The sequence below is a fragment of the Kibdelosporangium phytohabitans genome, from assembly GCF_001302585.1.
GTDB lineage: Bacteria > Actinomycetota > Actinomycetes > Mycobacteriales > Pseudonocardiaceae > Kibdelosporangium > Kibdelosporangium phytohabitans.
Map to the genome: position 1 here is coordinate 2,500,160 of NZ_CP012752.1, position 24,147 is coordinate 2,524,306.

General features: G+C 66.1%; 27 protein-coding genes, 2 tRNA genes and 2 pseudogenes. 20 read left to right on the forward strand and 11 right to left on the reverse strand.

Going from position 1 to position 24,147, the window contains the following annotated elements:
- Positions 1–46: 46 nt before the first annotated feature.
- Positions 47–715 carry an HNH endonuclease family protein gene (locus AOZ06_RS11350; protein ID WP_054289404.1) on the forward strand — a complete coding sequence of 223 codons (669 nt, stop codon included), beginning with the start codon at positions 47–49 and terminating at the stop codon, positions 713–715.
- Positions 716–765: 50 nt separating this feature from the next.
- On the opposite strand, the gene AOZ06_RS11355 is transcribed toward AOZ06_RS11350, so the two are convergent.
- Together AOZ06_RS11355 and AOZ06_RS11360 are read right to left on the reverse strand one after the other, a co-directional pair.
- Positions 766–1,503 carry a hypothetical protein gene (locus AOZ06_RS11355; protein ID WP_054289405.1) on the reverse strand — a complete coding sequence of 246 codons (738 nt, stop codon included), beginning with the start codon at positions 1,501–1,503 and terminating at the stop codon, positions 766–768.
- Positions 1,504–1,581: 78 nt separating this feature from the next.
- A complete protein-coding gene (locus AOZ06_RS11360; RefSeq protein ID WP_054289406.1) occupies positions 1,582–2,796 on the reverse strand; it encodes a GNAT family N-acetyltransferase in 1,215 nt (404 codons plus the stop codon).
- A gap of 106 nt (positions 2,797–2,902) precedes the next feature.
- On the opposite strand from AOZ06_RS11360, the gene AOZ06_RS11365 reads away from it, so the two are divergent.
- Positions 2,903–3,433 carry a GNAT family N-acetyltransferase gene (locus AOZ06_RS11365; protein WP_054289407.1) on the forward strand — a complete coding sequence of 177 codons (531 nt, stop codon included), beginning with the start codon at positions 2,903–2,905 and terminating at the stop codon, positions 3,431–3,433.
- Here AOZ06_RS11365 and AOZ06_RS11370 read toward each other — a convergent pair.
- Both AOZ06_RS11370 and AOZ06_RS11375 read right to left on the reverse strand, forming a co-directional pair.
- Positions 3,427–3,831, reverse strand: coding sequence for an acyl-CoA thioesterase (locus AOZ06_RS11370; protein ID WP_083471631.1), 405 nt, complete (start codon positions 3,829–3,831; stop codon positions 3,427–3,429). The two genes, AOZ06_RS11365 and AOZ06_RS11370, sit on opposite strands and share 7 nt — an antisense overlap.
- 20 nt (positions 3,832–3,851) lie before the next feature.
- A complete protein-coding gene (locus tag AOZ06_RS11375; RefSeq protein WP_054289409.1) occupies positions 3,852–4,739 on the reverse strand; it encodes a cyclase family protein in 888 nt (295 codons plus the stop codon).
- Between the two features lie 331 nt (positions 4,740–5,070).
- On the opposite strand from AOZ06_RS11375, the gene AOZ06_RS11380 reads away from it, so the two are divergent.
- Both AOZ06_RS11380 and AOZ06_RS11385 read left to right on the forward strand, forming a co-directional pair.
- Positions 5,071–5,430 (forward strand): hypothetical protein, encoded by a 360-nt coding sequence (locus AOZ06_RS11380; protein ID WP_054289410.1) that lies wholly within the window; start codon positions 5,071–5,073, stop codon positions 5,428–5,430.
- 177 nt (positions 5,431–5,607) lie between these two features.
- On the forward strand, positions 5,608–6,444 hold the full coding sequence (locus tag AOZ06_RS11385; protein ID WP_054289411.1) for a hypothetical protein: 837 nt from the start codon (positions 5,608–5,610) through the stop codon (positions 6,442–6,444).
- Positions 6,445–6,509: 65 nt separating this feature from the next.
- On the opposite strand, the gene AOZ06_RS11390 is transcribed toward AOZ06_RS11385, so the two are convergent.
- The gene (locus AOZ06_RS11390) at positions 6,510–7,184 is read right to left on the reverse strand and encodes a GntR family transcriptional regulator (RefSeq protein WP_054296575.1); all 675 of its coding nucleotides are present in this window, start codon (positions 7,182–7,184) and stop codon (positions 6,510–6,512) included.
- A 424-nt stretch (positions 7,185–7,608) separates the two neighbouring features.
- Between AOZ06_RS11390 and AOZ06_RS11395 the strand changes: the two genes are divergently transcribed.
- Both AOZ06_RS11395 and AOZ06_RS11400 read left to right on the forward strand, forming a co-directional pair.
- Positions 7,609–7,902: a helix-turn-helix domain-containing protein gene (locus AOZ06_RS11395; protein WP_054289412.1), complete on the forward strand. Its 294-nt coding sequence runs from the start codon at positions 7,609–7,611 to the stop codon at positions 7,900–7,902.
- Positions 7,903–8,214: 312 nt separating this feature from the next.
- The gene (locus AOZ06_RS11400; protein ID WP_054289413.1) at positions 8,215–8,886 is read left to right on the forward strand and encodes a hypothetical protein; all 672 of its coding nucleotides are present in this window, start codon (positions 8,215–8,217) and stop codon (positions 8,884–8,886) included.
- Positions 8,887–9,473: 587 nt separating this feature from the next.
- Here the strand turns inward: AOZ06_RS11400 and AOZ06_RS56120 are convergent.
- Entirely contained in the window at positions 9,474–10,046 is a 573-nt protein-coding gene (locus AOZ06_RS56120; protein WP_157232971.1) for a hypothetical protein, read from the reverse strand.
- A gap of 358 nt (positions 10,047–10,404) precedes the next feature.
- On the opposite strand from AOZ06_RS56120, the pseudogene AOZ06_RS11410 reads away from it, so the two are divergent.
- The 7 genes and pseudogenes from AOZ06_RS11410 (at position 10,405) to AOZ06_RS11440 (ending at position 14,567) form a co-directional block, all read left to right on the forward strand.
- Positions 10,405–11,645 (forward strand): annotated as a pseudogene (locus AOZ06_RS11410) (helix-turn-helix domain-containing protein).
- Positions 11,645–12,204: pseudogene (locus AOZ06_RS11415) on the forward strand (flavoprotein). The pseudogenes AOZ06_RS11410 and AOZ06_RS11415 overlap by 1 nt, the downstream one beginning before the upstream one ends.
- A gap of 99 nt (positions 12,205–12,303) precedes the next feature.
- The gene (locus tag AOZ06_RS11420) at positions 12,304–12,597 is read left to right on the forward strand and encodes a hypothetical protein (protein ID WP_157232972.1); all 294 of its coding nucleotides are present in this window, start codon (positions 12,304–12,306) and stop codon (positions 12,595–12,597) included.
- A 29-nt stretch (positions 12,598–12,626) separates the two neighbouring features.
- On the forward strand, positions 12,627–13,055 hold the full coding sequence (locus tag AOZ06_RS11425) for a hypothetical protein (RefSeq protein WP_225954849.1): 429 nt from the start codon (positions 12,627–12,629) through the stop codon (positions 13,053–13,055).
- Position 13,056: 1 nt separating this feature from the next.
- Positions 13,057–13,362 (forward strand): hypothetical protein, encoded by a 306-nt coding sequence (locus AOZ06_RS11430; protein WP_054289416.1) that lies wholly within the window; start codon positions 13,057–13,059, stop codon positions 13,360–13,362.
- Positions 13,359–13,661 (forward strand): helix-turn-helix domain-containing protein, encoded by a 303-nt coding sequence (locus tag AOZ06_RS11435; protein ID WP_054289417.1) that lies wholly within the window; start codon positions 13,359–13,361, stop codon positions 13,659–13,661. The genes AOZ06_RS11430 and AOZ06_RS11435 overlap by 4 nt, the downstream gene beginning before the upstream one ends.
- Positions 13,662–14,129: 468 nt before the next feature.
- On the forward strand, positions 14,130–14,567 hold the full coding sequence (locus AOZ06_RS11440) for a tyrosine-type recombinase/integrase (RefSeq protein ID WP_054289418.1): 438 nt from the start codon (positions 14,130–14,132) through the stop codon (positions 14,565–14,567).
- 172 nt (positions 14,568–14,739) lie between these two features.
- Here AOZ06_RS11440 and AOZ06_RS11445 read toward each other — a convergent pair.
- Positions 14,740–14,813, reverse strand: a tRNA-Gly gene (locus AOZ06_RS11445).
- 90 nt (positions 14,814–14,903) lie between these two features.
- On the opposite strand from AOZ06_RS11445, the gene AOZ06_RS11450 reads away from it, so the two are divergent.
- A tRNA-Pro gene (locus tag AOZ06_RS11450) sits at positions 14,904–14,977 on the forward strand.
- A gap of 100 nt (positions 14,978–15,077) precedes the next feature.
- Here AOZ06_RS11450 and AOZ06_RS11455 read toward each other — a convergent pair.
- The gene (locus AOZ06_RS11455; protein WP_054289419.1) at positions 15,078–15,467 is read right to left on the reverse strand and encodes an ATP-binding protein; all 390 of its coding nucleotides are present in this window, start codon (positions 15,465–15,467) and stop codon (positions 15,078–15,080) included.
- Positions 15,468–15,588: 121 nt separating this feature from the next.
- Between AOZ06_RS11455 and tig the strand changes: the two genes are divergently transcribed.
- The 4 genes from tig to clpX all read left to right on the forward strand — a co-directional run bounded on the left by tig (position 15,589) and on the right by clpX (position 19,924).
- On the forward strand, positions 15,589–16,971 hold the full coding sequence (gene tig / locus AOZ06_RS11460) for a trigger factor (protein ID WP_054289420.1): 1,383 nt from the start codon (positions 15,589–15,591) through the stop codon (positions 16,969–16,971).
- A gap of 109 nt (positions 16,972–17,080) precedes the next feature.
- Positions 17,081–17,689: an ATP-dependent Clp protease proteolytic subunit gene (locus AOZ06_RS11465; protein WP_157232973.1), complete on the forward strand. Its 609-nt coding sequence runs from the start codon at positions 17,081–17,083 to the stop codon at positions 17,687–17,689.
- A 30-nt stretch (positions 17,690–17,719) separates the two neighbouring features.
- Complete coding sequence (locus AOZ06_RS11470; protein WP_054289422.1) at positions 17,720–18,349, forward strand: ATP-dependent Clp protease proteolytic subunit; 630 nt, start codon at positions 17,720–17,722, stop codon at positions 18,347–18,349.
- Between the two features lie 285 nt (positions 18,350–18,634).
- Positions 18,635–19,924: an ATP-dependent Clp protease ATP-binding subunit ClpX gene (clpX, locus tag AOZ06_RS11475; RefSeq protein WP_054289423.1), complete on the forward strand. Its 1,290-nt coding sequence runs from the start codon at positions 18,635–18,637 to the stop codon at positions 19,922–19,924.
- Positions 19,925–20,025: 101 nt separating this feature from the next.
- On the opposite strand, the gene AOZ06_RS11480 is transcribed toward clpX, so the two are convergent.
- On the reverse strand, positions 20,026–20,907 hold the full coding sequence (locus tag AOZ06_RS11480; protein WP_083472607.1) for an alpha/beta hydrolase: 882 nt from the start codon (positions 20,905–20,907) through the stop codon (positions 20,026–20,028).
- Positions 20,908–21,071: 164 nt separating this feature from the next.
- The gene (fdhD, locus tag AOZ06_RS11485; protein WP_054289424.1) at positions 21,072–21,905 is read right to left on the reverse strand and encodes a formate dehydrogenase accessory sulfurtransferase FdhD; all 834 of its coding nucleotides are present in this window, start codon (positions 21,903–21,905) and stop codon (positions 21,072–21,074) included.
- 75 nt (positions 21,906–21,980) lie between these two features.
- On the opposite strand from fdhD, the gene AOZ06_RS11490 reads away from it, so the two are divergent.
- The gene (locus AOZ06_RS11490; protein ID WP_054289425.1) at positions 21,981–23,357 is read left to right on the forward strand and encodes an OFA family MFS transporter; all 1,377 of its coding nucleotides are present in this window, start codon (positions 21,981–21,983) and stop codon (positions 23,355–23,357) included.
- Positions 23,357–23,500 carry an MFS transporter small subunit gene (locus tag AOZ06_RS57695; protein ID WP_169798902.1) on the forward strand — a complete coding sequence of 48 codons (144 nt, stop codon included), beginning with the start codon at positions 23,357–23,359 and terminating at the stop codon, positions 23,498–23,500. The genes AOZ06_RS11490 and AOZ06_RS57695 overlap by 1 nt, the downstream gene beginning before the upstream one ends.
- Here AOZ06_RS57695 and AOZ06_RS11495 read toward each other — a convergent pair.
- Positions 23,490–24,143, reverse strand: coding sequence for a GntR family transcriptional regulator (locus AOZ06_RS11495; RefSeq protein ID WP_054289426.1), 654 nt, complete (start codon positions 24,141–24,143; stop codon positions 23,490–23,492). The genes AOZ06_RS57695 and AOZ06_RS11495 overlap by 11 nt on opposite strands.
- Positions 24,144–24,147 lie beyond the last annotated feature (4 nt).

Below are 24,147 nucleotides of genomic sequence, written 5' to 3' on the forward strand. Positions count from 1 at the left end.
CTGAACAGCGCCGTTGGCGCCGGTCCGGCGCGGGTATCCGACCAGCATGGTCCGTGTCGTGTTGCTTGCCCTGCTGTTGTCGAGCTGCGCCGCCTTACCCGGCCAGACCGGGACCGGGCAGAGCGTCCCGGTGCAGACGATTCCCGCCGGCACGCCGGACGCCGCGACCGCCAAGGCGAAACTCGCGGCGCTGGTCGTCCAGGCGCCCGCGTCGCTCAGCGGCTACGAACGTTCCTGCGACAAAGGTGAGACCTGCGTGTTCGGGCAACCGTGGCTGGACGTCGACGGCGACGGGTGCGACCAGCGAAGCCAGGTCCTCGCCCGTGACCTGGCGGACGTGGTGAAGAAGGAAGGCCGCTGCGCGGTCACGTCAGGCTCGTTGAAGGACCCGTACACCGGGGAAACGATCACCAGCGTGTCCAAGATCCAGATCGACCACGTGGTGCCGCTGGCGGAGATGTGGCGCTCGGGCGCGGCGGGCTGGGACGTCAACCGCCGGGCCACCGCCGCCAACGACCTTCGCAACCTCCTTGCCGTGCAAGGGAAAGTCAACCAGTCGAAGGGCGACAAGACGCCGGACAAGTGGATGCCGCCCAACACGGGTTACGCCTGCTCGTACGCCCGGATCTACGTCGGCGTCAAAGCCGGCTACGCGCTGACCACGACGGCCAGCGAACGCACCGCCCTGGAACGCGCCCTCACGAGCTGCACATGAGAACAGCGGGCGGCCCGTCGCCGGGCCGCCCGCTGTCGTGGTGCTACGGGTCAGAAGTCCCCGCCGCCGAAGTCACCCCAGTCGCCGCCGCCCATGTCCCCGCCGTCCCCGCCGCCCATGTCGGCCGCGGCTTCGGCCTGCCCGGCGTCGTACCCGGCCTCCCACGCCGCTGCGTCCGGGATGCCGGCCATGCCGGAGAACATCGCGTCGAACAGCAGGAACGTACCGACACCCCAGGCACCGGCAACGAGCGCGGGCTTCCACCACGGCTCGCTGTACCAGCCCTGCGGCACCGGACGGCCCGCGACGCGGCCACCGGGGTAGTAGTACGGCGTACCGTCGCCCGGCCGTGCCGACGCCGCGTACTCGTGGCCCTCGACGTTGACCCGGCGGTCGTCGGTCACGCGACCGGCCTCGGCCTGGTCGCGGTCCTCCGGCAGCGCGGGGCCCGGGTCCAGGCCCATCGCCTCACGCGCGGCCCGCACGTAGTACAGGCCTTCCATCGCCGTCTTGGTCACCAGCTTGGCCTGCTCGGCCGTCTGCACCTGGTCCATCTGCGACCCGGCCGCGGTGTAGCGCTCGGACGCGTCGGCGAGCGCCTGCTTGGACGCCTCGTCGGTGCCGACCAGGTTCATCACCTGGCCGCCGAGCCGCTCGACCCAGCGCCGCGCGTCGGCCTTGGCGTTGTCCAGCTCGTTGCGCCGGGCTGTCGCTCTCTTGTTGGCGGCGATGAAGATCAGCCCACCCACCACGACAATCAAGACAATCACCACGATGGCCGTGCCCACGACGCCTCCACTCGAGCGCTTTGATGTCCTCAATGTGGACAACGCCGAACGCTACCGTCTCGGTTCCCGGGTTGTGGGTCAGAACACCTCGGGGCAAAACGGTTGATCATCTGCGAGAAAGGCCCGAGAAGCCGGAATCAGTGTTCCCGGCGTGACCTCACGCACACGCCCCGCGGCCGCCAGCTCGGTCAGCCGGACGCCGCCCAGGTACGCCGCGCCGAGCGCAGCGACGTCCGCGACCAGGTCCGGTTCGGCGTCGGTCCGCTCGGCCGTCGCGGTGCCGGACGAGTCCACGACCAGCCGCCACCTGCCCTGATTCCACGGGCACAGCTCGTCGGACACCTCGATCACGGTGTCCAGCGGCGCCGAGTACCGGCGGTCGGCGAGCGCACGGTCCACGTCCACCAGCCGCACCCACAACGCGTCCCGCTGCTTGCGCACCACCTGACGCGCGTCGCCCAGCACGTGCAGCAAGGAATCGTCGAGCGCGAGCGGCACGTCGATCTCCGACATGAGATCGAAGTCCAGCAGGAAACGCCAGAGCGCCGCCGAGGCGACCGGGGTGGCCGCCGCGAACTCGAGGACGCTGAGTTCACCTTCCGGGCCGCGGTCGCCGTCTTTGCGCTTGGTCCGATAAATGACGTACCCATCCGGGTGAACCGCGAAAGCCAATGCCGACGCGCCGTCGCGGTGGTGCTCGGTGTCCCAGAGGTATCGCGTCCACTCCACGTCGTTGCGTGACAACCACCCAGTGCGCTGCGGCGCGATCCGGTCGTAGAGCGCGGCGACGAGCGGGACCGCCTGCTCGCGCGGCACGACCCGGACCCGTTCCTTGCCGACGTCCGTGCCAGGGCGGAACCGAAGGCCCTTCGGGATGCTCGCCTGCGAGTAGTACGACGCCACGCCGTAGCCGAAGCGGCTGTAGATCCCGCCTTCCGACGCCCACAACACGGCGACCGGCTCGAGACGTTTCTCGTGCAGCTCGTGCAGTTGCGCGCGCATCAGCTGCGTCATCGCGCCACGCCTGCGCTGGTCGACCTTGACCGTGACGGTGGTGACCGCCGCGAACGGCCGCAGTCCCACGCCGGGCATCGTCATCTGCCGGGTGAGCACAGCTGCCGTACCGATCACCTCGGCGCCGTCGAGCGCCATGTGCAGCCGGCCCGGGTCCCACTCGTGGCGGTACCACTCCTCGTCCCTGTCCTTGATGTCGTGGAGGAACGCGGACATGAACGCCGTGAACACGGCGTCGAAGTCGGCGTCGGTGGCGGTGCGGACGGTGAACTCTGCCATCCGAGCATTACTAACCGAACCCGCCAGACGTTGCCACTGAGTTTCCTGTGGACGTATGGTGTGCGCAATTTCCGGCGGACTGGGTGAATGACGTGGGGTGGGATCCATGCGCCTGGACACCCTGACCCTGGTGCGGGAGGCGCGCACCGCGGATTCGGCGAGCATCGGCGAGGTGCACGCCGAGGCCTGGCGTGTCGCGTACCGGGATCTGTTCGAGTCGAGGTTCCTGGCCGCGCAGGTGGAACTGCGCCGCGGCCAGTGGAAGGACATGCTGGCCGGCGGCGACCTGCCGGGCACGGTGCTGCTCGCCGAACGCGGCCACCGGGTGGCGGCGTTCAGCCACTTCGGCACGTCGGCCGAAGACGGAAAAGGTGAGATCTTCGCGTGTTACGCCCGGCCGTCGGCGTGGGGGACCGGTGTGGCGTCCACGCTGATGCAGCGGGTGCAGGAGGCGCTCGCCGAGGCACGGCACCGCGACATCAGGGCGTGGACGCTGTCCGGCGCGAACCGCTCACGGCACTTCTACCGCAAGGAGGGGTTCCGCGAATCGGGCCGCAGGCGGGAATGGGACTACGGGGACGGCAGGCCGGTGCTGGAACTGGAGTACGTCCGCAGCATCCGGCACCTGCGTCACTGAGGCTGGTCCAGAGCGGACAGTGCGCTGCGGACGTAGCCGGGGATCGGTTTCTTCTGGTTGGTGGCGGGGTCGATGAAGACGTGCCGGATCTCGCCCTCGGTGATCAGTTCGCCGCGGACACGGAACCTGGGCAGGATGACCATGCTCGTCGTGCCGAGGTGGTGGACTGGCATCTCGATGTCGACCTCGTCGTCGAACTGCGCGCTGCGCACGTACCGGAGCCGTGCCTCGGCGACCATCAGGTCGTCGCCCTTCTCGACCATCTCCGGGTAGCTGCACACGAGGGCACGCCACATCTCGGTCAGCGCGACGTCGTAGTAGAACATGTAGTGCCCGAAGAACAACACGCCCTGCTGATCGCACTCGCTGTAGCGAACCCTAATCCTGTGGACGAACATGACCCATTGTTGCGCACAGGTCAGGCGACGAGGGCGTAAGCCCGAACAGGGAACGTTCCCATCCCCTTGACGGCTGGCGGAGCGGCGTGGAACCGGAAACCACGCGGCGGCAACGCATCGAGACCGGTCATGTGCTCGACGACGGGGATACCCGCGGCCAGCAGCGCGGTGTGCGCGGGCCGCTTGCCGTCGGTGGTGTCGTCGACGTTCATGGAGTCGATGCCCACGACAGCGGCCTGCTGCTCCACGAGCCACCGCGCGGCGTCGTCGGTGAGGAACGGGTGCCGGCCGTTGACGTACTCGGCCGTGCCCCAATGCGAGTCCCAGCCGGTGTTGAACAGCACCGCCTTGCCGGTGACCTCGTAGGCCAGCAGCAGCTTGCGGTCGATCGCCCGCTGGCCGACGCGGACGACGATGCCGTCGACGTCGACAAGGCGGCCGAGGTCGAGCCGCGAAAGGTCCTGCCCGTCGCGGAACCGGTGCGCCGGACTGTCCACATAGGTACCGGCGTTGCCGACCATGCTGATCTTGCCGAGCTGGAACTCGGTGCCGGGGGAGTACGTGCCGCGCGAGTCGTCGGAGGACAGCCAGTCGCCGATCTCGGGGCCGGGAAGCCCGCTGTGGGTGGTCATGCCGTGCTCGATGACGTGGCTGAGGTCGAACAGGCGCTGCTCGGCGGCGGTGGTCTCGGTGCCGCGCGACCCCTTGTGCGGCTCCTGGATGAGGGACTTGCCGGAGATGTCGACGGAACCGACCATCAGCAGCCCGAGGTGCCGGACGAACAACTCGCCGAGAGCGGCGTCGTCGATGTCGCTGCCGGGGATGTCGAGCCGGAACTCCTGGGCCTGCAAGGCCCCGCCGTTGCTGAAGGTCACGTTCGCGTCGAACTGCACTCGCCATTGCGTCACAAGTCGATATTGTCACCTGATGCCGACTGCGTCTCAGGCAATGGAACCGTGGCACCGGCCGGTCACTGCTGGGCTGCGGTGAAGCCCAACCGGCCTTCCGCGCCCACCTGGAGCTGACGCTGGACAACGGAGCGGCGGCGGTGAGCGACCGAGGCATGCGCCGCGGCGTGAACGCCGACGCGATGGCGTTGTACATCTGGTAGCAGGCGCCCCGGAACCAACACCTGCGTCCGACAACCCGCGCCCTCGCCTCAGGCGGCACGGACAACGTGACAGTGCTGATCATCCTGTGGCGATGAAAACTGTCGGTACCCCATGCGAACCTCGAACCATGAGTTACGACCTGGCTGTCTGGGAAGGTGAACGCCCACCGAACGACAAGGCGGCAAACGAGACCTTCAAAGAGCTCTACGACCGCTACATCGGTGGGGAAGAAGAAAAAATCCCGCCGACGGAACGCATCGCGGCATACGTGGCGGCGCTGCTGGACCGCTGGTGTGACCTCTCAGAAGACGAGGACGACACCTCACCCTGGTCGACCAGCCCGTTGATCGGGGAGGCAGCAGGGGCACTGATCTACTTCCCGATGCGCTGGAGCATGGCGGCCGAAGCCTCGGACTACGCAGCGAACCTGGCGGCGTCGATGGGCCTGATCTGCTACGACCGGCAAGAAGAAAGACTCAGACCCTGAAACGCTCGCTCTCACTCCAGGCATCCCCGCACCTCCCAGCCCGAATCCCAAGAGCCGAAGCCGCCCGGGCAAGCGTTCCAGTCACGAACTCCAGCCAACCACAGCAGGGGAAGTGTCTCCTGCGCTCTTGAATTTGGTCGCGGTTCGACAAAGAATCGGTCGTGAGACAATTGGTATGTGGCTGACCTGGTGTTGACGGCTGAACGACGTGACGAGCTAGCAGCGCTGCTGGATGACGAGCATCGGCTGCGCGACGAGTATCCGAAGGTGGCCGAATACCTCGACATGGCGCCGCAGCTGCGGGGTACGGGCGATGATTCCGTTGATGCTGCGTTCGACTTGCGGTTTGTTCACCATGTCACGGGTGGTATTGAGCACAGTGTGAATCCGTATTGGGATATCGTCGCGCCGTCGGTGTCCGAGAGTCAAGGTCGTCGAGTGGTCAACGGTGGCAGGCCTGAGGGAAGTCCTCGGCTGGCCTACGCGCAAATGATCCTGCAAGCCACCTATGCTTATGCGATCCCGTCGCCGGAAACCGTTGGATGGATAGCGCAGTTCTGTGCTGGTCGACAGGTAGTCGAGCTGGGTGCCGGGCGCGCGTACTGGGCGGCGCAACTGGCGGCAGCCGGGCTCGCGGTAGAAGCCTACGATTCCGAACCGCCTGACAGGATCGAGAATGTTTCTTTTCCGTCAGCGGCTGGGCAGCGAGACATATGGCATCACGTCGACGACCTCGCGGAGTTTTCACGTCGAGCTGTCCGCGGGGCCGATTGCGTGTTGTTCCTGTGTTGGCCACCCGGATGGGGCAACACCATGGCCTCGCAGGCGCTTAGTGAGTTCGAGAGGTCGGGCGGTGAACGGCTGATATTCATCGGCGAACCGCGCGGCGGGAAGACGGGGGACGACGCGTTCTTCGACGGACTGTCTACTGCTTGGCGGCTCGAATCCCAAGACGAGCGGTACGTGTCCTGGTGGAACCTGGATGACACGGCGCAGGGTTGGGTGCGGAAGTGAAAGAAGCCTGACCGGCCGTCGGCGGCGATCAGTCAGGCTTTCAAATTGCTGTGTTTGCCGTGGATCTAGGCGTTGGGGGACAATTTCATTCGAAAAACGAACGAGTCGTACCGGTTGCGCGGGTACGAGATGTTCGAAATCATGACCACTCGCTCGTCGGCCGCGATGAACCGTTGGCTCACGGTCTTCACGAGGTCACCTGGCGTGGTGCCCAGCCACTCCGCGTGATTCGGTGTCGGTAGCTGGTCTGCGATGGCTTCTTCGAGATCCGTGGCTGTCGAGATGCCCGACAGGTCCGGTGGCTGGTACGTGTCCGAGATCGAGATGGGCCGTCCGTCTTCGGAAGCGCGAGTGATGACGTGGGTGAGCTCGTCGCCCACGCCCACGCCGAAGGCCTCCGCCAGTTCGTCGGTGGCTTGGATCGAGGCGGTTTCGCGGTCGATCTGCACCTGCTGGGCGGACTCGTTGCCGAAAGTCGCCTCCGCGGTCTCCATCTGGCGCTCGGGGGAGATCCGGACGAGGTTGGGGCGGTCGGCCACGAAGATGCCGCGGCGCCGCACGGACCGCACAAGTCCCTGCCCATGGAGCAGCTCCAGGGCCTTGCGGACGACGATGTCCGAGACGCCGTGCCGGGTGGCGATTTCCGCGTAGCTCGGCAGCTGGATTCCGGGGGGAAGGTCGCCGTTGCGGATCTTGCGCGCGTACTCGCCCGCGATGGAGACGTAGGCCGGGTCTGTCATCGGGCCGGATCCTTTCGACTGCGCACCGCCCACCGGTGCTGTCCGGACTGTACCAGCTTCGTATACGTAGGGATTGTGCGTATACGAAGCTTCGTATACGTTAGATGCCGTTCGGGTAGTCGACCTCACGAGGTCACGCAACGACGAGGCAGGTATGTGGAGCACAGGCCCTTTTCGCCGTTCAGACCGGTATTGGTGCGGCAGACCGCGGGGACCACCCAGACCGAATGGAAAGTCGGTGCGGACACGCGCGTGATCGTGCACCTGCGGAACGAGTGGGACTCGCCTCGGCTGTTCATGGCTGACGCGTCCAACTCGGTTGAATTTGTGGTTGCACTTCAGACGTCGGAGCAGGCGCGATGACGGCGACGGCAGAAGCGGTCCGAGCGCTGGATGTGTTCACCACCAACACGCGGAGGTTGGTATGAAGCGGCTGTGGAAACCGAACGCGGACGGTCTGGTGCTGGCTAGGCAGCTTCGCCAGTTGCGTGAGAACACGGGACTGACACAGGGCGAGGTTGGCGAGCAGCTCGGCGCGTCGGCGAGCAAGGTTCACAGGATCGAGCAGGGGCAACTGCCCTGGCCAGACGAACTAAGCATGATGCTCGACCTGTACAAGGTGCCTGACGCGACACAAGCCGTGCTTCGGAACACGTGGGAAAAGGCGTGGCAGCCTCGCCCGGCTCGTGCCAAGCGGGATGAGGAAAGCGCGTCTTAGATTCCTCATTAGACAGTCTTGACCACACGCGGCGGGGTCGTGTGGCGATGACGCACGCCCAGCTGCGGAGATACCTATCCCATAGGCACAGAAGCGGATCCCTGGCCACCAACCGTGTTCCGCTCCTGTGCTGCCTACCCACCTGGAGTAGACAGTGGACAGCTTAGAGGCAACACCGGTGGTGTCCGCAAGTGGTGCCACCGCGCGTCGTTGGTGGAAGTTCGCGCGGTCGCCGGCGAGGCACAGGATGTGTGTAGGCGCAGGGGTGTTCGGTGTCATCGCCAACCTCGTGGTCGAACGGGGTGGTTGGTGATGGCCAGGGGATCCCGCTGGGTTGATGCTGCTCCGCTGGAAGTCGCGCGGCCGAGGCTGCCGTGGTTGAAGATGGTGCCTGGCTGGTTGAGGATCGTGGTGTTGTCCTTGGCGCTCATGGGGCTTGCAGGTTGGCTCGTCGTCAAGATCGCGCGGATTTGTTGGTACTACCCGGTTTCGATGCTCTTGGTCGCAGTCGCCTCGTTGCTGGATTGGTGGGCCGGTCACTATCTGACTGGTGTTGTCGTCTCAGTCGTGGTCGTTGGTTCGCTGGTGTGGTGGTGGAAGCACGCGGATTCGTACGCCAGGCGGTGCCGTTGGCTGCGGACCGAGATGCGGCGCTTCGCTGTCTACGCCTGGGATTGGCGTACCGTCATGAGGTTGGCGAACTTGGCGGGCGAAGTGAACGGGCGTGAGTATCTGCCGAAGCTTCAGCGTGTGTGGTCACAGGGGTGGCGGGACAGAGTCCAGGTCCGCATGGTCAAGGGGCAGGTGCCGGAGCAGTGGATGGCGCGCGCGTCTGGTTTGGCGCATTCGTTTCACGCCAATGCGTGCCAGGTGCTTGTGACGGGTCCCGGGAGGATCGAACTGGAGCTCGTCTACGCCGATGTGGACGCAGGCGCTGGGTACCGCGCCGTCGGTGCTGAGCCGGGCGCGAGCTGGTGGCCTTGACAGTCGGAAGGGGTGTCACCCGGCACCGGGTGACACCCCTTCTGGACTTCAGCGGAGCGGGTGACGGGAATCGAACCCGCATGACCAGCTTGGAAGTGCGGCGTAGGCGGCTGACCAGGCCCTTTGACCTCAGATGCGGGTGGTCTGGCGTATCCGGTGTTGACCGCTGTTGACCATGGGCAATAGCACGCCAATCGCACTTGATCATGCCTCTGACGTGGGCCGTTGGCGCGGAGCGTCGGCGGGCGCCGATCGCCGTACCCAGCACGAGCAGGTCGACCACTCGGCGATCGTCCCGGGCCTGGTTCCGCTGGTCGCCGATTCTGCGCGCCGTTGTCGGCTGCCGGTACTCACGCGGGCGGCTCGGGTCCAACCGATCGGCCGAGCGGGCGTAGCGGAGCGGGAGCCCGCTCGTGTCGGGATGGATTGGCCCGTGCCGCCGAGCGTGAGGCGCGCCGCCGACGGCGGCGCGCCTCTTGATCCCTTAGAGCCAAATTCGGCAACTCAACCGGGGCGTCGATTGACTCTCTTGCGGGGTACCCGAACGTCGGATGACCAGATAATGCCTCTCCGACCTGTATGTCGTCCTACGCGGCAGCCTGCCAGTGAGCCACATACTTGGCGGCTTCACCGGCCAGTAGAGCATCGAGCTCATGCCGGTTCGTGTTCCTTCGAAGCCTGTACGTTTTGCTCCTACGGACATCGAGGACAACGGGCGTCCCGCCGGGGAGGAGGCGCTCCATCTCGCGTTCCAGGATTCGCAGCAGGAGGTCGGCTGCGGCCTGATTCATTTCCGGAGATTTCACGTATGGGAACACGACGAATGTCGTGCCGTCCGTGCATCGCACTCCGATGAGCTGGCGTAGTGTGACTACTAACCCACCCTCGACCCATTCGCCATCCCTTACAGGAACTCCAGTGGCTTTGGTTCTTGACCACCACATCATGAAGCCGCTCTGAAGCTCTTCGTAGTGTGGGAGCTGGGCCTTTGTAGCCTTTCTGACTGCTCCGTCCAGCACCACTGCGGGGTCGATGGAGCTGACTGCCCGACGGAAAGCTGATCGGATTGGCTCGTAAAAAGTCGCTGCTTGGTTCGTGGGATCGAGGTACATGGCTCGGTGTTCCCTGACGATCCTCTTGCAGTCGCGGGACGTGCCCATCGTGTAATCTAAGAACGACGCGGCACCGATTCGTATGTTTTTCAAAGAGATCTACCTATTCTTGGTACGACAAGGCGGCGCGCCACCGGTTCGAGTGAACCCGGTCGCTCCTCTTGTAAGAAGAGTGTCGTCGAGGTAGTCTCAGAGTGTTGAGGTCTAGACATCCCGGACGAGGCTACGCTTAAGGCTTAGGGTGCGCCTCATCTGCCATTATATCATGGGTGACCAAGGTCGCGCTAAACCACGCGTGACCTTGGTCACCTTTTGTTGATCATGCACATTCGTTTGGATATGCGCGCCTACGTACCCCCTGCTCAAATCGCGTTTGAGCTGGAGGTGTGCTGCTAGCCTCGGGTATGTGCGTGGGGCTGGTGATCCGCTGACGGTCGGTGAGCGTGTGGCGTTCTACCGGCGGCGTCGTGGGTTGGCGCAGTCGACGTTGGCTGGTCTTGTGGGGCGGTCTGAGGACTGGTTGAGCAAGATTGAGCGTGGTGAGCGGGACATCAATCGGCTGGATGTGTTGGTGGAGGTCGCGCGGGCGTTGCGGGTGTCGCTGGGGGATCTGCTCGGTGAGCCGGTGTTGCTGGAGGATGACCAGAAGAACGACGATGTTCCGGCTATTCGTGACGCGTTGATGACTCCGCGTCGGCTGTCGAAGACGTTGTTCGGGCCCTCCGTGCCTCCCGAGTACGTGGATCCCAAGCCGGTGGCGCAGTGGATTGAGGCTGCGTGGATGGACTACCAGGGCGGTCGGATCGGTCGGGTGGTCGCGGTGCTGCCTCGGTTGATCAAGACGGCTCAGCAGATGGAAGCCAACGACGTCGACGACGCCTATAAGCGGCAGGCCGCTGCGGTGTCGGCGAGGATTCACCACCTGGCGGCCACGACGTTGAGCAAGATCGGTGAGGCTGACCTGGCGTGGATCGCGGCTGAGCGGGCGATGCAGGCGGCGGACACCTCGGACAACCCGTTGGTGCTGGCCTCGGCGGCGCGTTCGGGTACGCACGCGTTGCTGTCGACCGGTCGGTTCGCGGACGCGCTGGAGCTGGGGGACGCGGCGGCGCGGTATCTCGAACCGAGGATGCGCGAGGGCGACCCTGGCGCGTTGAGTCTGTACGGGATGTTGCACCTGCGGGCGGCGGTGGCTGCGGCACGCCAGCAAGAGCGGTCAACAGCCAGCGAGCTGCTAGACAAAGCTGAGGATGCGGCTGGCTCGTTGGGTGAGGACGCGAACCACTGGCAGACCGGGTTCGGGCCGCGCAACGTGCAGATGCACCGGCTGTCGGCGCCCTCGACCTGGGAGACGTCAGGTTCGTGGTGAACCACGGCAGTCAGATGGACACGTCCGGGCTGCCGGTGGAGCGGCAGGTGATGCAGCAGATCGACCTCGCGCGGGCGTTGAGCCTGCTCGCCAAGGACGACGAAGCTTTGCAGGTGTTGCTGTCGGCGGAGGAGAAGGCACCACAGTTGCTGCGGCACAGTGCGAGGGTGCGTGAGGTCGTGCGGACTATGTATCGGCGGGCGCCGGTGACTGGTGGCAAGAAGTCCTCGTTGCTGTTGGCCCTGGCTGAGCGGTGTCGCGCGGTGAGTGAGAGCTGATGAACGCACCCGTGGTCGGTCTGGTCGGATCTGCGGCCGGTGGGTTGGAAGAGCTCGCACCGAGGATGATCGAACCGCTGATGAGCCGTGGTCTGCGGGTTGCTGTGACGTTGACGCCGACGGCGTGGACCTGGTTGGACGCGTCGGGTGAGGTCGACAAGATCGAGCAGTTGACCGGGTTGCCGGTGCGGCACAAGCCCCGGATGCCGTGGGAGGACAGTCCACACCCGAAGGTCGACTGCTACGCCGTGGTGCCCGCGACGTCCAACACGGTCGCCAAGATGGCCCTGGGTATCGCGGACAACCAGGCTTTGACGCAGGTCTGTGAAGCGATCGGGCTCGGTGAAGTGCCGGTGGTCGTGTTCCCGAGGTGAACGCGGGGCACGCGAATCAGCCGTCGTGGGATGAGCACATCGAGAAGTTGCGGCGGACGGGTGTGCGATTGGTGATGGGTGAGGACGTCTGGCCGCTGCACAAGCCGCGGTCGTCTCCCGGCAAGCAGTTGCCGTGGGATGCGATTCTCGACGCCGTCGTTTCGGCGGTTCAGAACAGCCACTGACGGATACCCGGACAGTTTGTCCGGGCTGGTGAGCCGGTTCGCCGGTTTCCTTGGTGAGCACGCACCCGACCGGGGTGCCGCCAAGGAGCCGGAGGCGCCATGAGCTATTTCGTTCTTGTCCAGCCCGCGAGGGATGACCTCGTCCACGTGCATGAGCCCACGCCCGGGGTACGCCAGCTGATCGCGGGCAACGACCAGGCTGGTTTCGCCGTTCAGGTCCCGGCGCGTGTTGGTGGGTTGGCTGATGCCGCCCAGTTCGCGCGGGCGCTGGCCGAAGCGGCGGCGGACTTCGCCACCTGGTGCGAGGACCAGGACCGCACGCGGAGCTACGTCCCTGACTCCGGGGAAGGCTGGGCCGGTGCGCACAGCCTGCGCCTCGACGCACAGAGCTGAGGTAAGCGATTATGGCTGTGCCACAAGGAATGTCGTTCGCTATCGATCACGACCTGATGTTCCCGCAGGGCGTGTTTCTGGTCGGTGAGATCCAGCCGCTGACCGAGTACCAGTCTCAAGAGGACCGTGCCCGCAACCGTCCGGTCCGGTCTCGGATCGACGAGGCAACCGGGCTGCCGTTGTTCAAGGGCACGTTCGCCGATCCGTCCGCCGAGAAGGATCGGGACAAGTCTTTCACGGTCATGTTCGCCGCCAAGGTTCAACCGGTTCCGCCGGCCGCTGCGCCGGGTATGCCGTTCCGGCCTGTGGTGCTGGAAGGGCTGTCGGTTCAGCCTCGGGCGGAGACTTCAGGCCAGACAAAGTGGATCACGTGGACTGTCCGGGCCACCGGTATGCGCGCGGTGGACGCGGCGCCTGCTCGGTCGACCAAGGCCGCTGGCGACGCGAAGGCGGCCTGAGATGACCACAGGAACTGAATGGCAGGTCGGCTCAGACACGCGCGTGATCGTGCACCCGCAGGACGAGTGCGATCCACCTCGGTTGTTCATGGCCGACGCATCGAACTCGCTCACGCTCGTACCGCCGACGGACCGCGAGAAGGTCGCAGAGTTCACGGCCTTCTTGGCAGACCTCGCTGACGCAGCGCATGAGCTCGCGGTGATGTGTTTGAAGCAGACGCCGTCGACGGCACTGGATGACGTGATGCACGGGTCGAAAGTCGGGGTGTTGGACCCGTTTGCGAACCGATCGCGAGGACTGAAATGAAGGGGCCATTCAAGCCGAACGCGGACGGCCTGGTGCTGGCCAGGCAGCTTCGCCAACTGCGCGAGAACACCGGGCTGACGCAGGAACAGGTCGGTGAACAGCTCGGTGAACAGCTCGGTGGTTCGGCGAGCAAGGTTCATCGGATCGAGCAGGGGCAACTGCCCTGGCCGGACGAGCTGGGCACGATGCTCGACCTGTACAAGGTGTCTGACTCGAAACAGGCTGTGCTCCGGGATACCTGGGACAGGGCGTGGCAGCCTCGGCCGACTCGTGCCAAGCAGGAGGGGACGGGATGGTAGCTCCCTGATTCCGGATTAGACGCTCTCGACGCCGCACGGCGGGCCGTGTGGCGATGACGCACGTCCTGTTGCAGGACAACAATTTCCAGGGGCACAAAAGTGGACACCTGGCTACCAACCTGATCCGCTTCTGTGCTGCCTAACCACCTGGAGCAGACAGTGGCAAGCGTAGAACACACACCGGGTGTGCCCCCAAATGCGGTCACCCGGACCCGATGTGAGAAGTGCAAGAAGTTCGCTCGGCTGCTGCCCGGCGACACCACGTGTGGTTGCTGATGAAGCCGCGGGAAGGGGCGCGCTGGGTTGATCCGGTGCCGTTGGAGGTCGCGCGGCCGAGGTTGTCGTGGTGGAGCATGCTGCCGGGCTGGGTCAAGCTGGTGGCGGCGCCGTCGTGGCTGTGTGGCTGGCGGTTTGGGTCGCTGCCAAGTTGGTGCGATTGTGTTGGAGAGCCCTGAGCGTCCTATTGCGATGATCGACCAGGTGTTGGTGGCGGCCGACAAGATTCAGTCGCGGTATCGGCTGGTCGTGCTCCTGGCGGCGTTCGGCAGTCTGCGGTTCGCCGAGATGATCGGACTTCGACGGCAGGACCTCAACCTCGATGCGTGCGCAGTCCGGATCGACCGCCAAGCGGTACAGCCGGATCACTCGCCGATGTTCGAGGACGACCCGAAGTCGGCTGCTGGGAAACGCCCGATCACGCTTCCCAGCCTCTTGCGTTCGGAGATCCGTACGCACCTCGACACGTACGTGAAGCCGGACGAGACAGCGTGGGTCTTCCTTGGACCGAAGGGAGCCCGGCCGAAGCGCAACAACTTCCACGCCATCTGGGACAAGGCCCGCAAGGCAGCGGGCATCCCGGACTTGCACCTGCACGAGGGCGGCGCTGATCTACCTCCACGCGCGTGAAGAGCGAGGGCAGGAAATCGCGGACGGCATCGATCAGATGGTGAGCCAGACCAAGGCCAAGGAAAGCAAGAAGCCCAAGAAGAAGGGGCACGCGAAGGGCACGAAGCCTCGAAGCGGACGAAAGACCGTCCTACTGAGACGGACCGTGAGGCCCTGACCAGCGGGGGAGAGGTGGAGCGGGTGACGGGAATCGAACCCGCATGACCAGCTTGGAAGGCTGGGGCTCTGCCATTGAGCTACACCCGCGTGCGCCCACCGGGGGTGGGTGCGGAATAAGAGTAGCGGGTCCGGCTAAGCTACGTACGCAGGGCCCGGCAATCGGGGGTCGCTCGGCACCGGGATGTAGCGCAGCTTGGTAGCGCATCCGCTTTGGGAGCGGAGGGTCGCAGGTTCAAATCCTGTCATCCCGACAGACAGGGGCATCGCCGCAGGTGATGCCCCTTTTTCGCGCCCACGGTCACCGATCTGGTGTGGTTTCGGTCACATCGAAGTCGCCCGCTTCGTTGATCGTCACCGAGACACCTTGTCGAAGCCGTCGGCCCCGGTCAGGCGCAGTGTGGCGAAGAGCCCGACGTCGGGCACCGGTGAGGCGCGTGCCGCGTTGCGGGCGATGGAGGCTTCGACGTCCACCGGGAACCAGTAGGCGGTCACTTCCGCGTCGAAGCTGCGGGCCAGTGCGATCAGGGGTGCCCATTGCGCTGGTGAGGGGTTGGTGTTGTCCACCGCCGCGTCCCGGCCGGCTTCGAGGGCTTCCTTGATCAGCCCCAGCCGGCGTTTCTGCCGGTCGCCGCCTTTTGGGAAGTTGTCCTTGCTCACGTGCGCGTGGGTTTCGGCCAGGTGTCTGCGGTAGAAGGTCGTCTTCCCCGACGCCTGCAGGCCGATCAGGATCGCCACCCGCATCCGCCAGTATCCACCCCCGCCTTTCCCACCTGCGCACCTCGCCTAGACTTCCCTGGTAACTCCCGGCTTGTTTCCTCGGCTCGGGTGTTCCCACATGCCATTTCGCACGAGGAGTCTTACGTTGAAGAGCACCGTCGAGCACCTGAGCCCGACAAGGGTCCGGATCAACGTCGAGGTGCCGTTCGACGAGCTCAAGCCGAACTTCGACCGCGCATACCGCAAGCTTGCCCAGCAGGTGCGCATCCCTGGTTTCCGTCCGGGCAAGGCGCCCGCGAAGGTGCTGGAGAACCGCCTCGGTCGCGGTGTCGTGCTGGACGAGGTCGTCAACGAAGCCATCCCGGCCAAGTACATGGAGGCCGTCAACGCCGGTGAGGTCCGCACCCTCGGCCGCCCCGACATCGAGGTGACCAAGATCGAGGACGGCGACCACCTGGCGTTCACCGTCGAGGTCGACGTCCGCCCGGACATCACCGTCCCGGCGTTCGGCGAGCTGTCCGTCACCGTCGACGACATCGAGATCGCCGACGAGGAGGTCGACCGCCAGCTCGACGAGCTGCGCGCCCGGTTCGGCACCCTCACCGGCGCCAACCGCCCCGCCGAGGACGGCGACTTCGTCTCCATCGACCTGTCGGCCACCGTCGACGGCCAGGAGGTCCCGGACGCCGCCACCACCGGCCTCTCCTACCAGATCGGCTCCGGTGAGCTGATCGAAGGCATCGACGAGGCCATCGTCGGCGCCGAGGCGGGCGAGACGAAGACCTTCGTCTCCCGCCTGGTCGCCGGTGAGTTCGCCGACAAGGACGCCGAGATCTCGGTCACCGTCCAGTCGGTCAAGGTCCGCGAGCTGCCCGAGGCCGACGACGAGTTCGCCCAGATGGCCAGCGAGTTCGACACGATCGACGAGCTGCGCGACAACCTCCGCGAGCGCGTCTCGATGGCCAAGAAGATGCAGCAGGGCGTCCAGGCGCGCGACAAGGTCCTCGAGGCCCTCCTGGAGACCACCGAGGTCCCGCTGCCGGAGAGCGTGGTCGGCGCCGAGGTCGAGATGCGGGCGCACGACGCCGTGCACGCCTTCGACCACGACGACGCCAAGTTCAACGAGTACCTCGAGTCGCAGGGCCAGACCCGCGAGGAGTTCGACGCCGACGTCCGCGACGAGTCGGAGAAGGCCGTCAAGACCCAGCTGGTGCTCGACTCGGTCGCCGACGCGGAGAACCTCTCCGTGTCCGACCAGGAGCTCACCGAGCGGATCATCTACCAGGCCCAGCGCTTCGGCGTCAGCCCGGACGAGTACGTCCAGCGCGCCCAGCAGTCCGGCCAGCTCGGCGCCATCTTCGCCGACGTGCGCCGCGGCAAGGCGCTGGCCTCCATCGTGCGCCAGGCCACGGTGACCGACGCCAGCGGCAACGCGATCGACTTCGACGCGCTGTTCGGCCCGGTCGCCCCGGCCGAGGACGAGACGCCCGAGGTCGTCGAGGCGGAGCCGGCCGAGGCCAACAAGTAGTGAAGCTCTGAGCGAACGGGGGCGGTGTCGGGACGTCGGCGCCGCCCGCCTTCGTTAATGTCGAATGCGAGAGATGAGCTCGAGTTCTTTCAGGAGAAGGCAGGCAGACGTGACGCAACACCACACGCCCCAGATGCGGTCCGGCACCGCGGGGCTGACCTTGAACGACTCGGTGTACGAGCGGCTGCTCCGCGAGCGGATCGTCTTCCTCGGCTCCGAGGTCGACGACGAGATCGCCAACCGGATCACCGCACAGCTGCTGCTGCTCGAGGCCGAAGACCCCAAGCGCGACATCGTCTTCTACATCAACTCCCCGGGCGGTTCGGTCACCGCGGGCATGGCGATCTACGACACCATGCAGCTGATCGAGCCGGACGTGCAGACCTGGGCGATGGGCCTGGCCGCCTCCATGGGCCAGTTCCTGCTGTCCTCCGGCACCCCGGGCAAGCGCCACGCGCTGCCGCACGCGCGCATCATGATGCACCAGCCGTCGGCCGGTGTCGGTGGCACGGCCTCCGACATCGCCATCCGCGCTGAGGTGTTCGGCAAGTGGAAGCGCGAGATGGCGCAGATCACGGCCGAGCAGACCGGACAGACGATCGAGAAGATCACTGCGGACGCCGACCGGGACCGCTGGTTCACGGCCGAGGAAGCCCGCGAGTACGGCTTCGTCGACCAGGTTGCCACCCGGGGCACGTCCTCGGCGACGCGCAACTGACCGGCGACTGAAAGATTACGAGGAGTAGCAGTGAGTGACTTCCAGCTCCCACAGTCCCGGTATGTGCTGCCTTCCTTCGTGGAGCGCACCAGCTACGGGGTCAAGGAGTCCAACCCGTACAACAAGCTCTTCGAAGAGCGGATCATCTTCCTCGGTGTGCAGATCGACGACGCGTCGGCCAACGACGTGATGGCGCAGCTGCTGTACCTGGAGTCGGTCGACCCCGACCGGGACATCGAGATGTACATCAACTCGCCCGGCGGTTCATTCACCTCGCTCATGGCGATCTACGACACGATGCAGTACGTGCGTCCGGACGTGCGCACCACCTGCCTCGGCCAGGCAGCGTCGGCCGCGGCCGTGCTGCTCGCCGCCGGTACGCCCGGCAAGCGGATGGCGCTGCCCAACGCGCGGATCCTGATCCACCAGCCGTCGATCGAGGGTGTCTACGGCCAGGTCTCCGACCTGGAGATCCAGGCGAACGAGATCGGCCGCCTGCGTCGCCAGATGGAGCTCACGCTGGCGCACCACACGCGCAAGTCGGCCGACGACATCCGCGCCGACATCGAGCGCGACAAGATCCTCACGGCCGAGGACGCCAAGAACTACGGGATCATCGACGAGGTTCTGCCGTACCGCAAGCTTTCCGCGGCGCATTAGTTCGTCGACCTGACTCGTCCCAGCCGATCTCGCGTTTCGTCCGACACGCGGGCCCGTGATGGCATACGGTCGGTGACGAGGGTTGTCACCGGTATTCGGCAACGGACGGGTCAGGTTCTCCCGCTTTGTGGCACTTGGCACGTACAGTCGAGGGGTGCGCGGGGAGAACCGCCGCCGCCGGAGTCACCCCGACTGGTGTTGAAATCGAACACCCGAACGGGCGAAACGCTCGAGACACAGCCAGGCGTACCAGCCGGTATGCCGGAGGGGACAAGGTCAGCGGTCATGGCACGTATCGGTGACGGCGGAGACCTGCTCAAGTGCTCCTTCTGCGGAAAGAGCCAGAAGCAGGTGAAGAAGCTCATCGCCGGCCCCGGCGTGTACATCTGCGACGAGTGCATCGACCTGTGCAACGAGATCATCGAGGAAGAGCTGGCCGAGGCCGGTGACGTCAAGCTCGACGAGCTGCCCAAGCCCGCCGAGATCCACGACTTCCTCGACCAGTACGTGATCGGCCAGGACGACGCTAAACGCAGCCTCGCCGTAGCGGTGTACAACCACTACAAGCGCATCCAGTCAGGCGACCGGGTCCGCGAGGGTCGGGACTCCCGCGAGGAGACCGTCGAGCTCGCGAAATCCAACATCCTGATGCTCGGGCCGACTGGCTGCGGCAAGACCTACCTGGCCCAGACGCTGGCCAAGCTGCTCAACGTCCCGTTCGCGATCGCGGACGCCACGGCGTTGACCGAGGCGGGCTACGTCGGCGAGGACGTCGAGAACATCCTGCTGAAGCTGATCCAGGCAGCGGACTACGACGTCAAGCGCGCCGAGACCGGCATCATCTACATCGACGAGGTCGACAAGATCGCCCGCAAGTCCGAGAACCCCTCGATCACCAGGGACGTCTCCGGCGAGGGCGTGCAGCAGGCGCTGCTCAAGATCCTCGAGGGCACCACGGCCAGCGTCCCGCCGCAGGGCGGCCGCAAGCACCCGCACCAGGAGTTCATCCAGATCGACACGACGAACGTGCTGTTCATCGTGGCCGGTGCGTTCGCGGGGCTCGAGAAGATCATCCAGGACCGGGTCGGCAAGCGCGGCCTCGGCTTCGGCGCGGAGATCCGCACCGCGGCGGAGATCGACAAGAGCGACGTGTTCTCCGACACCATGCCGGAGGACCTGATCAAGTTCGGCCTGATCCCCGAGTTCATCGGGCGTCTGCCGATCGTCGCCAGCGTCACCAACCTGGACAAGCGCTCGCTGGTCACCATCCTCACCCAGCCGCGCAACGCCCTGGTCAAGCAGTACCAGAAGCTGTTCGAGATGGACGGGGTGGAACTGGAGTTCACCGAGACCGCCCTGGAAGCCATCGCCGACCAGGCGATCCTGCGCGGTACCGGTGCCCGTGGCCTGCGCGCGATCATGGAGGAAGTCCTGCAGCCGGTGATGTACGACATCCCGAGCCGCACGGACGTCGCCAAGGTCGTGATCACCGAGCAGACGGTCAGGGAGAACGTGAACCCGACGATCGTGGCTCGGCAGCCAACCCGCCGGGAGCGTCGCGAGAAGTCGGCCTGAGAAAAGGCGGTCAAGGCGGTTCCTGCTTGGTGCTCCGCACCTTCGCGGGAGCCGCCTTCGTCGTTGCCGGCCAACCGCCGTCGGATCAGCGGTTGGACGGTTCAGGCGTTCCGAGGGGTGTGCTTGCCCAGGAAAGACAGCACGTCGGGGACGATCCGGCGGTAGAACGGGTCGCCGTGCCCGCCGGGCCCGGTGTACGCGACCTGCGGTTTGGCCAGTTTGATGAACTTGCGGGTGCCTTCGATGAAGTGGTCCTCGGTGCCGCACCAGATCCCGACCGGCACCTGACCCAGCTTGTCCACGTTGCGCAGCGGGTCGAGTGACGCCCATTCGGTGGTGTCCTTGAACGCCTTGCGGGTGCTCATCTCACGCCAGGACGTCAGCAGTCCGGGGGAGATGGCCGCGATGGCTTTCGCCGGGTTGCCCTGCTCGTTGCGGCGGCGTCCGTACAGCAACGCGCCGAAGCCGCCCATGGAGATGCCCGCGCACGCGAACGGCGTGCCGTCGGCGCCGCCGAGGCCGCGGTCACGCATCCAGCGCGGGACCTCGTCGAGCAGCATGGCCATGGAGTTGTCGCCGCGCTGGTTCTCGTGCCAGTAGTTGTCGCCGCCGTCCAGTGCCACGATCGCGAACGGCGGGATGGTGCCGGCGGACGCCAGGTCGATCAGCTTGCGGGCCATGCCGGTGGGCGCGGCGCGGCGGGCGTTGCCGTGCAGGCCGTGCAGCAGCAGGCAGACCGGCAGGTGGTTGTGGCGGGCACGGTCGGGCATGAGCGTGACCATGTCGATTTCACGCTTGCGGCGCTGCGAGTACACCCGTTCGTGTTTGATGACGACCTCGCCGGGGCCGACCGACGGCGAGGAGGTGCCCAGCGCGTCGCCGAGCAGTGTGGTCACCGGCAGGGTGCCGGTGGCGGTCCCCAGCACCAGGCCGGCGGTGGCCAGCCCGGCGGTGCCCGCGACGAGCACCGATCGGCGGCTCATCCGCCGCTTCTCGGGCTCTTCGATCTCTGCTGCCACCCCTGGTCCTTCCCCCGCCCGTCCACATGCTCTACCACTCAGACGTATCGGAGGCCGATAAAGTTGCGTTCCGTAGCCACCATCGGGGGAATGGGGTGAGACATTACCGATCGGACCAGCTGAAAGTGTCACTCATCGTCATCCGGCAGCCGTTCGATGCCGGTGTAGACGTTCATCGAGTCGCCGCGGACGAAGCCCGCCAAGGTCATCCCGCTTTCCTCGGCCAGTTCCACGGCCAAGGACGACGGCGCTGACACGGCGGTGAGCACCGGCACACCGGACATGGCCGCTTTCTGCACGAGCTCGAACGACGCCCGGCCGGACACCATCAGCACTGTCCCAGTGAGCGGGACTTGGTCGTTGAGCAACGCCCATCCCATGACCTTGTCGACCGCGTTGTGCCTGCCGACGTCCTCACGCACGACGAGCATGGTGCCGTCCGCGCGGAACAGTCCCGCCGCGTGCAACCCGCCGGTGGAGTCGAACACGTGCTGCGCCTCGCGCAAGGCGTCCGGCAGCGTGGTCAGCACGGCGGGGGAGAACGTGGTGGTGTCCCCAGCAGGGGAGTACCGGGTTTTCAGCCGAACGGCGTCGAGAGCCGCCTTCCCGCACACACCACATGACGACGTGGTGTAGAAATTTCTCTCCACCCCGGTGTCGGGCGGTGGCACGCCTGGCGCTAGCGCCAGGTCGAGCACGTTGTAGGTGTTACGGCCGCTGTCGTCGACGCTGTCGCAGTAGCGTGCCGTGGAGACGTCCTCTTTGTCGCCGATGACGCCTTCGGTGAGCAGAAAGCCGTGCGTGAGCTCGACATCGTGTCCCGGCGTGCGCATGGTGACCGCGAGCGCCTTGCCGTTGACGCGGATCTCCAACGGCTCCTCGGCTGCTAGCACGTCCGGCCTGCGGCGTCGACCGTTTGGCGACAACTTGACGACCGGTCGGCGAATGGTTACCCGACCCATGCGGACTCCTTCTTGAAGCGGTGCGTCCAGACCATTAGTTTGCCTACTCAACAAGCTTGCGTGGGGAGGCCGACGATGGCCCTGGGATTCCTGGACCGCTCCCGTGTGGTCGCGCCGGCGGGCTGGAGTCGCTGGCTCGTCCCGCCCGCCGCCCTGTCGGTTCACCTGGCGATCGGGCAGGCCTACGCCTGGAGCGTGTTCAAGCCCCCGCTGGAGAAGTATCTCTCATTGAGCGGCGCGCAGAGCGCTTTGCCGTTCCAGTTGGGCATCGTGATGCTGGGTCTGTCCGCCGCGCTGTTCGGCACGCGGGTGGAGCGCAACGGCCCGAGGTGGGCGATGTTCGTGTCGCTCTGCTGCTTCTGCGGCGGCTTCCTCGTCGCGGCCCTCGGTGTGCTGACCAAGCAGTACTGGCTGGTGGTGCTCGGTTACGGCGGGCTGGGCGGCGTCGGTCTCGGCATTGGCTACATCTCGCCGGTGTCCACTTTGATCAAGTGGTTCCCCGACCGGCCCGGCATGGCGACCGGTATCGCGATCATGGGCTTCGGCGGTGGCGCGCTGATCGCCACGCCGTGGTCCACGGCGATGCTCGACGCGTTCGGTGTCACCTACAGCAACACCGGCGTGGTGACGGGCGTCGAGGACGGCGCCATCGCGTTGGCGTTCCTCGTGCACGGCCTGGCGTACGCGGTGTTCATGACCATGGGCGTGCTGCTGGTCCGTGTGCCCGCCGACGGCTGGCGCCCAGCTGGGTACAACCCGGTCAACGACAGGGCGCACGTCCTGATCACGACCGCCAACGTCTCGGCGAAGAACGCCGTCAAGACCCCGCAGTTCTGGTGTCTGTGGGTGGTGCTGTGCTTCAACGTGACAGCGGGCATCGGCATCCTGGAGAAGGCGGCGCCGATGATCGGCGACTTCTTCCGGCAGACCGCCACGCCGGTGACGGCCAGTGCCGCGGCGGGCTTCGTCGCGCTGCTGTCGCTGGCCAACATGCTCGGCCGGATCGCCTGGTCGTCCACGTCGGACCTGATCGGCCGCAAGAACATCTACCGGCTCTACTTGGGACTCGGCGCGGTGCTGTACCTGGTCATCGCGCTCGTCGGCAACGACGTGAAGATCGTGTTCATCCTGTCCGCGATGCTGATCCTGTCGTTCTACGGCGCCGGGTTCGCCACGATCCCGGCGTACCTGAAGGACCTCTTCGGCACCTACCAGGTCGGCGCGATCCACGGCCGCCTGCTGACCGCGTGGTCGGTCGCGGGCGTGCTCGGGCCGTTGATCATCAACGCGATCGCGGACGCGCAGAAGTCGGCGGGCAAGAGCGGCCCGGCGCTGTACACCACGTCGATCTACATCATGATCGGCCTGCTCGTCGTCGGGTTCGTCGCCAACGAGCTGGTCAAGCCGGTCGACGCCAAGTTCCACGAGAAGACCGCAGCGGAGGTGGCGTGATGAGCGACCAGACGCCCGAGACCGGACAGGCACCGGCCGGCCGCAGGCCGTTGATCACGGTTGCCTGGCTGTGGGTGGGGATCCCCTTCGCCTACGGGGTGTACGAGCTGGTGCTGAAGGTCACGCAGCTGTTCAAGGGCTGATCTGCTCGACGAGCGCCCGCAACGCCGAGTGCACGTGCTCCTCGGCGAAGCGGGTGACCGCGTGTGCTTCGCCGCGTTCGAGCAGCTGCACCATCTGCCGGTGCTCGTCCACGACCACAGCGCGGTATTCGTTGTGTCCCAGGCGGATCCGGGTGAGCTGGAACAGGTAGACCTGTGACCGCACGGCGTACCAGGCCTCGATCAGCCGCCGGTTGGCCGTGGCCTGGTAGATCGTGTCGTGGAACTCGATGTCCAGCGCCAGCAGCTCCTCGCTGGCGACACCGTCGGCCAGCCGCTGGGCCATCCGGTCGACCAGTCCGGTGAGGGCCGCGAGGTCGGCGCGGCCGATCGCGGCGCGGCCGGCGAGGCCTTCCAGCGCGGCCCGGACCGAGTAGACCTCCTCGGCGTCCCGCACGGTCAGGTCGATCACCTTCGTGCCGCGGTGCCATTCGCCGCGCACCAGGCCCTCGCGTTCGAGGATCGCCAGTCCTTCGCGCACCGAGCCGCGGCTGACGTCGAGCTGGGCGGCCAGGTCGACCTCGCGCAGCGCCGACCCCGGCGGGAACTCGCCACCGAAGACCGCGTCCCTGATCCGGTCGGCCGCCTCCTCCGCCAGGCCTCGCCTGCCCGCTGGTCGCAACATGTCC

Bases quoted from the DNA above. Each gene is read 5' to 3' on its own strand.
- AOZ06_RS11495 (WP_054289426.1), bottom strand. From the start codon at position 24,143: ATGTTGCGACCAGCGGGCAGGCGAGGCCTGGCGGAGGAGGCGGCCGAC.
- AOZ06_RS11395 (WP_054289412.1), top strand. From the start codon at position 7,609: ATGAAGCGGCTGTGGAAACCGAACGCGGACGGTCTGGTGCTGGCTAGG.
- AOZ06_RS11390 (WP_054296575.1), bottom strand. From the start codon at position 7,184: ATGACAGACCCGGCCTACGTCTCCATCGCGGGCGAGTACGCGCGCAAG.
- AOZ06_RS11490 (WP_054289425.1), top strand. From the start codon at position 21,981: ATGGCCCTGGGATTCCTGGACCGCTCCCGTGTGGTCGCGCCGGCGGGC.
- AOZ06_RS11400 (WP_054289413.1), top strand. From the start codon at position 8,215: ATGGCCAGGGGATCCCGCTGGGTTGATGCTGCTCCGCTGGAAGTCGCG.
- AOZ06_RS11420 (WP_157232972.1), top strand. From the start codon at position 12,304: ATGAGCTATTTCGTTCTTGTCCAGCCCGCGAGGGATGACCTCGTCCAC.
- AOZ06_RS56120 (WP_157232971.1), bottom strand. From the start codon at position 10,046: ATGGGCACGTCCCGCGACTGCAAGAGGATCGTCAGGGAACACCGAGCC.
- AOZ06_RS11370 (WP_083471631.1), bottom strand. From the start codon at position 3,831: ATGTTCGTCCACAGGATTAGGGTTCGCTACAGCGAGTGCGATCAGCAG.
- AOZ06_RS11480 (WP_083472607.1), bottom strand. From the start codon at position 20,907: ATGAGCCGCCGATCGGTGCTCGTCGCGGGCACCGCCGGGCTGGCCACC.
- AOZ06_RS11360 (WP_054289406.1), bottom strand. From the start codon at position 2,796: ATGGCAGAGTTCACCGTCCGCACCGCCACCGACGCCGACTTCGACGCC.
- AOZ06_RS11365 (WP_054289407.1), top strand. From the start codon at position 2,903: ATGCGCCTGGACACCCTGACCCTGGTGCGGGAGGCGCGCACCGCGGAT.
- AOZ06_RS57695 (WP_169798902.1), top strand. From the start codon at position 23,357: ATGAGCGACCAGACGCCCGAGACCGGACAGGCACCGGCCGGCCGCAGG.
- AOZ06_RS11425 (WP_225954849.1), top strand. From the start codon at position 12,627: ATGTCGTTCGCTATCGATCACGACCTGATGTTCCCGCAGGGCGTGTTT.
- AOZ06_RS11430 (WP_054289416.1), top strand. From the start codon at position 13,057: ATGACCACAGGAACTGAATGGCAGGTCGGCTCAGACACGCGCGTGATC.
- AOZ06_RS11380 (WP_054289410.1), top strand. From the start codon at position 5,071: ATGAGTTACGACCTGGCTGTCTGGGAAGGTGAACGCCCACCGAACGAC.
- AOZ06_RS11455 (WP_054289419.1), bottom strand. From the start codon at position 15,467: ATGCGGGTGGCGATCCTGATCGGCCTGCAGGCGTCGGGGAAGACGACC.
- AOZ06_RS11435 (WP_054289417.1), top strand. From the start codon at position 13,359: ATGAAGGGGCCATTCAAGCCGAACGCGGACGGCCTGGTGCTGGCCAGG.
- AOZ06_RS11440 (WP_054289418.1), top strand. From the start codon at position 14,130: ATGATCGACCAGGTGTTGGTGGCGGCCGACAAGATTCAGTCGCGGTAT.
- AOZ06_RS11350 (WP_054289404.1), top strand. From the start codon at position 47: ATGGTCCGTGTCGTGTTGCTTGCCCTGCTGTTGTCGAGCTGCGCCGCC.
- fdhD (WP_054289424.1), bottom strand. From the start codon at position 21,905: ATGGGTCGGGTAACCATTCGCCGACCGGTCGTCAAGTTGTCGCCAAAC.
- clpX (WP_054289423.1), top strand. From the start codon at position 18,635: ATGGCACGTATCGGTGACGGCGGAGACCTGCTCAAGTGCTCCTTCTGC.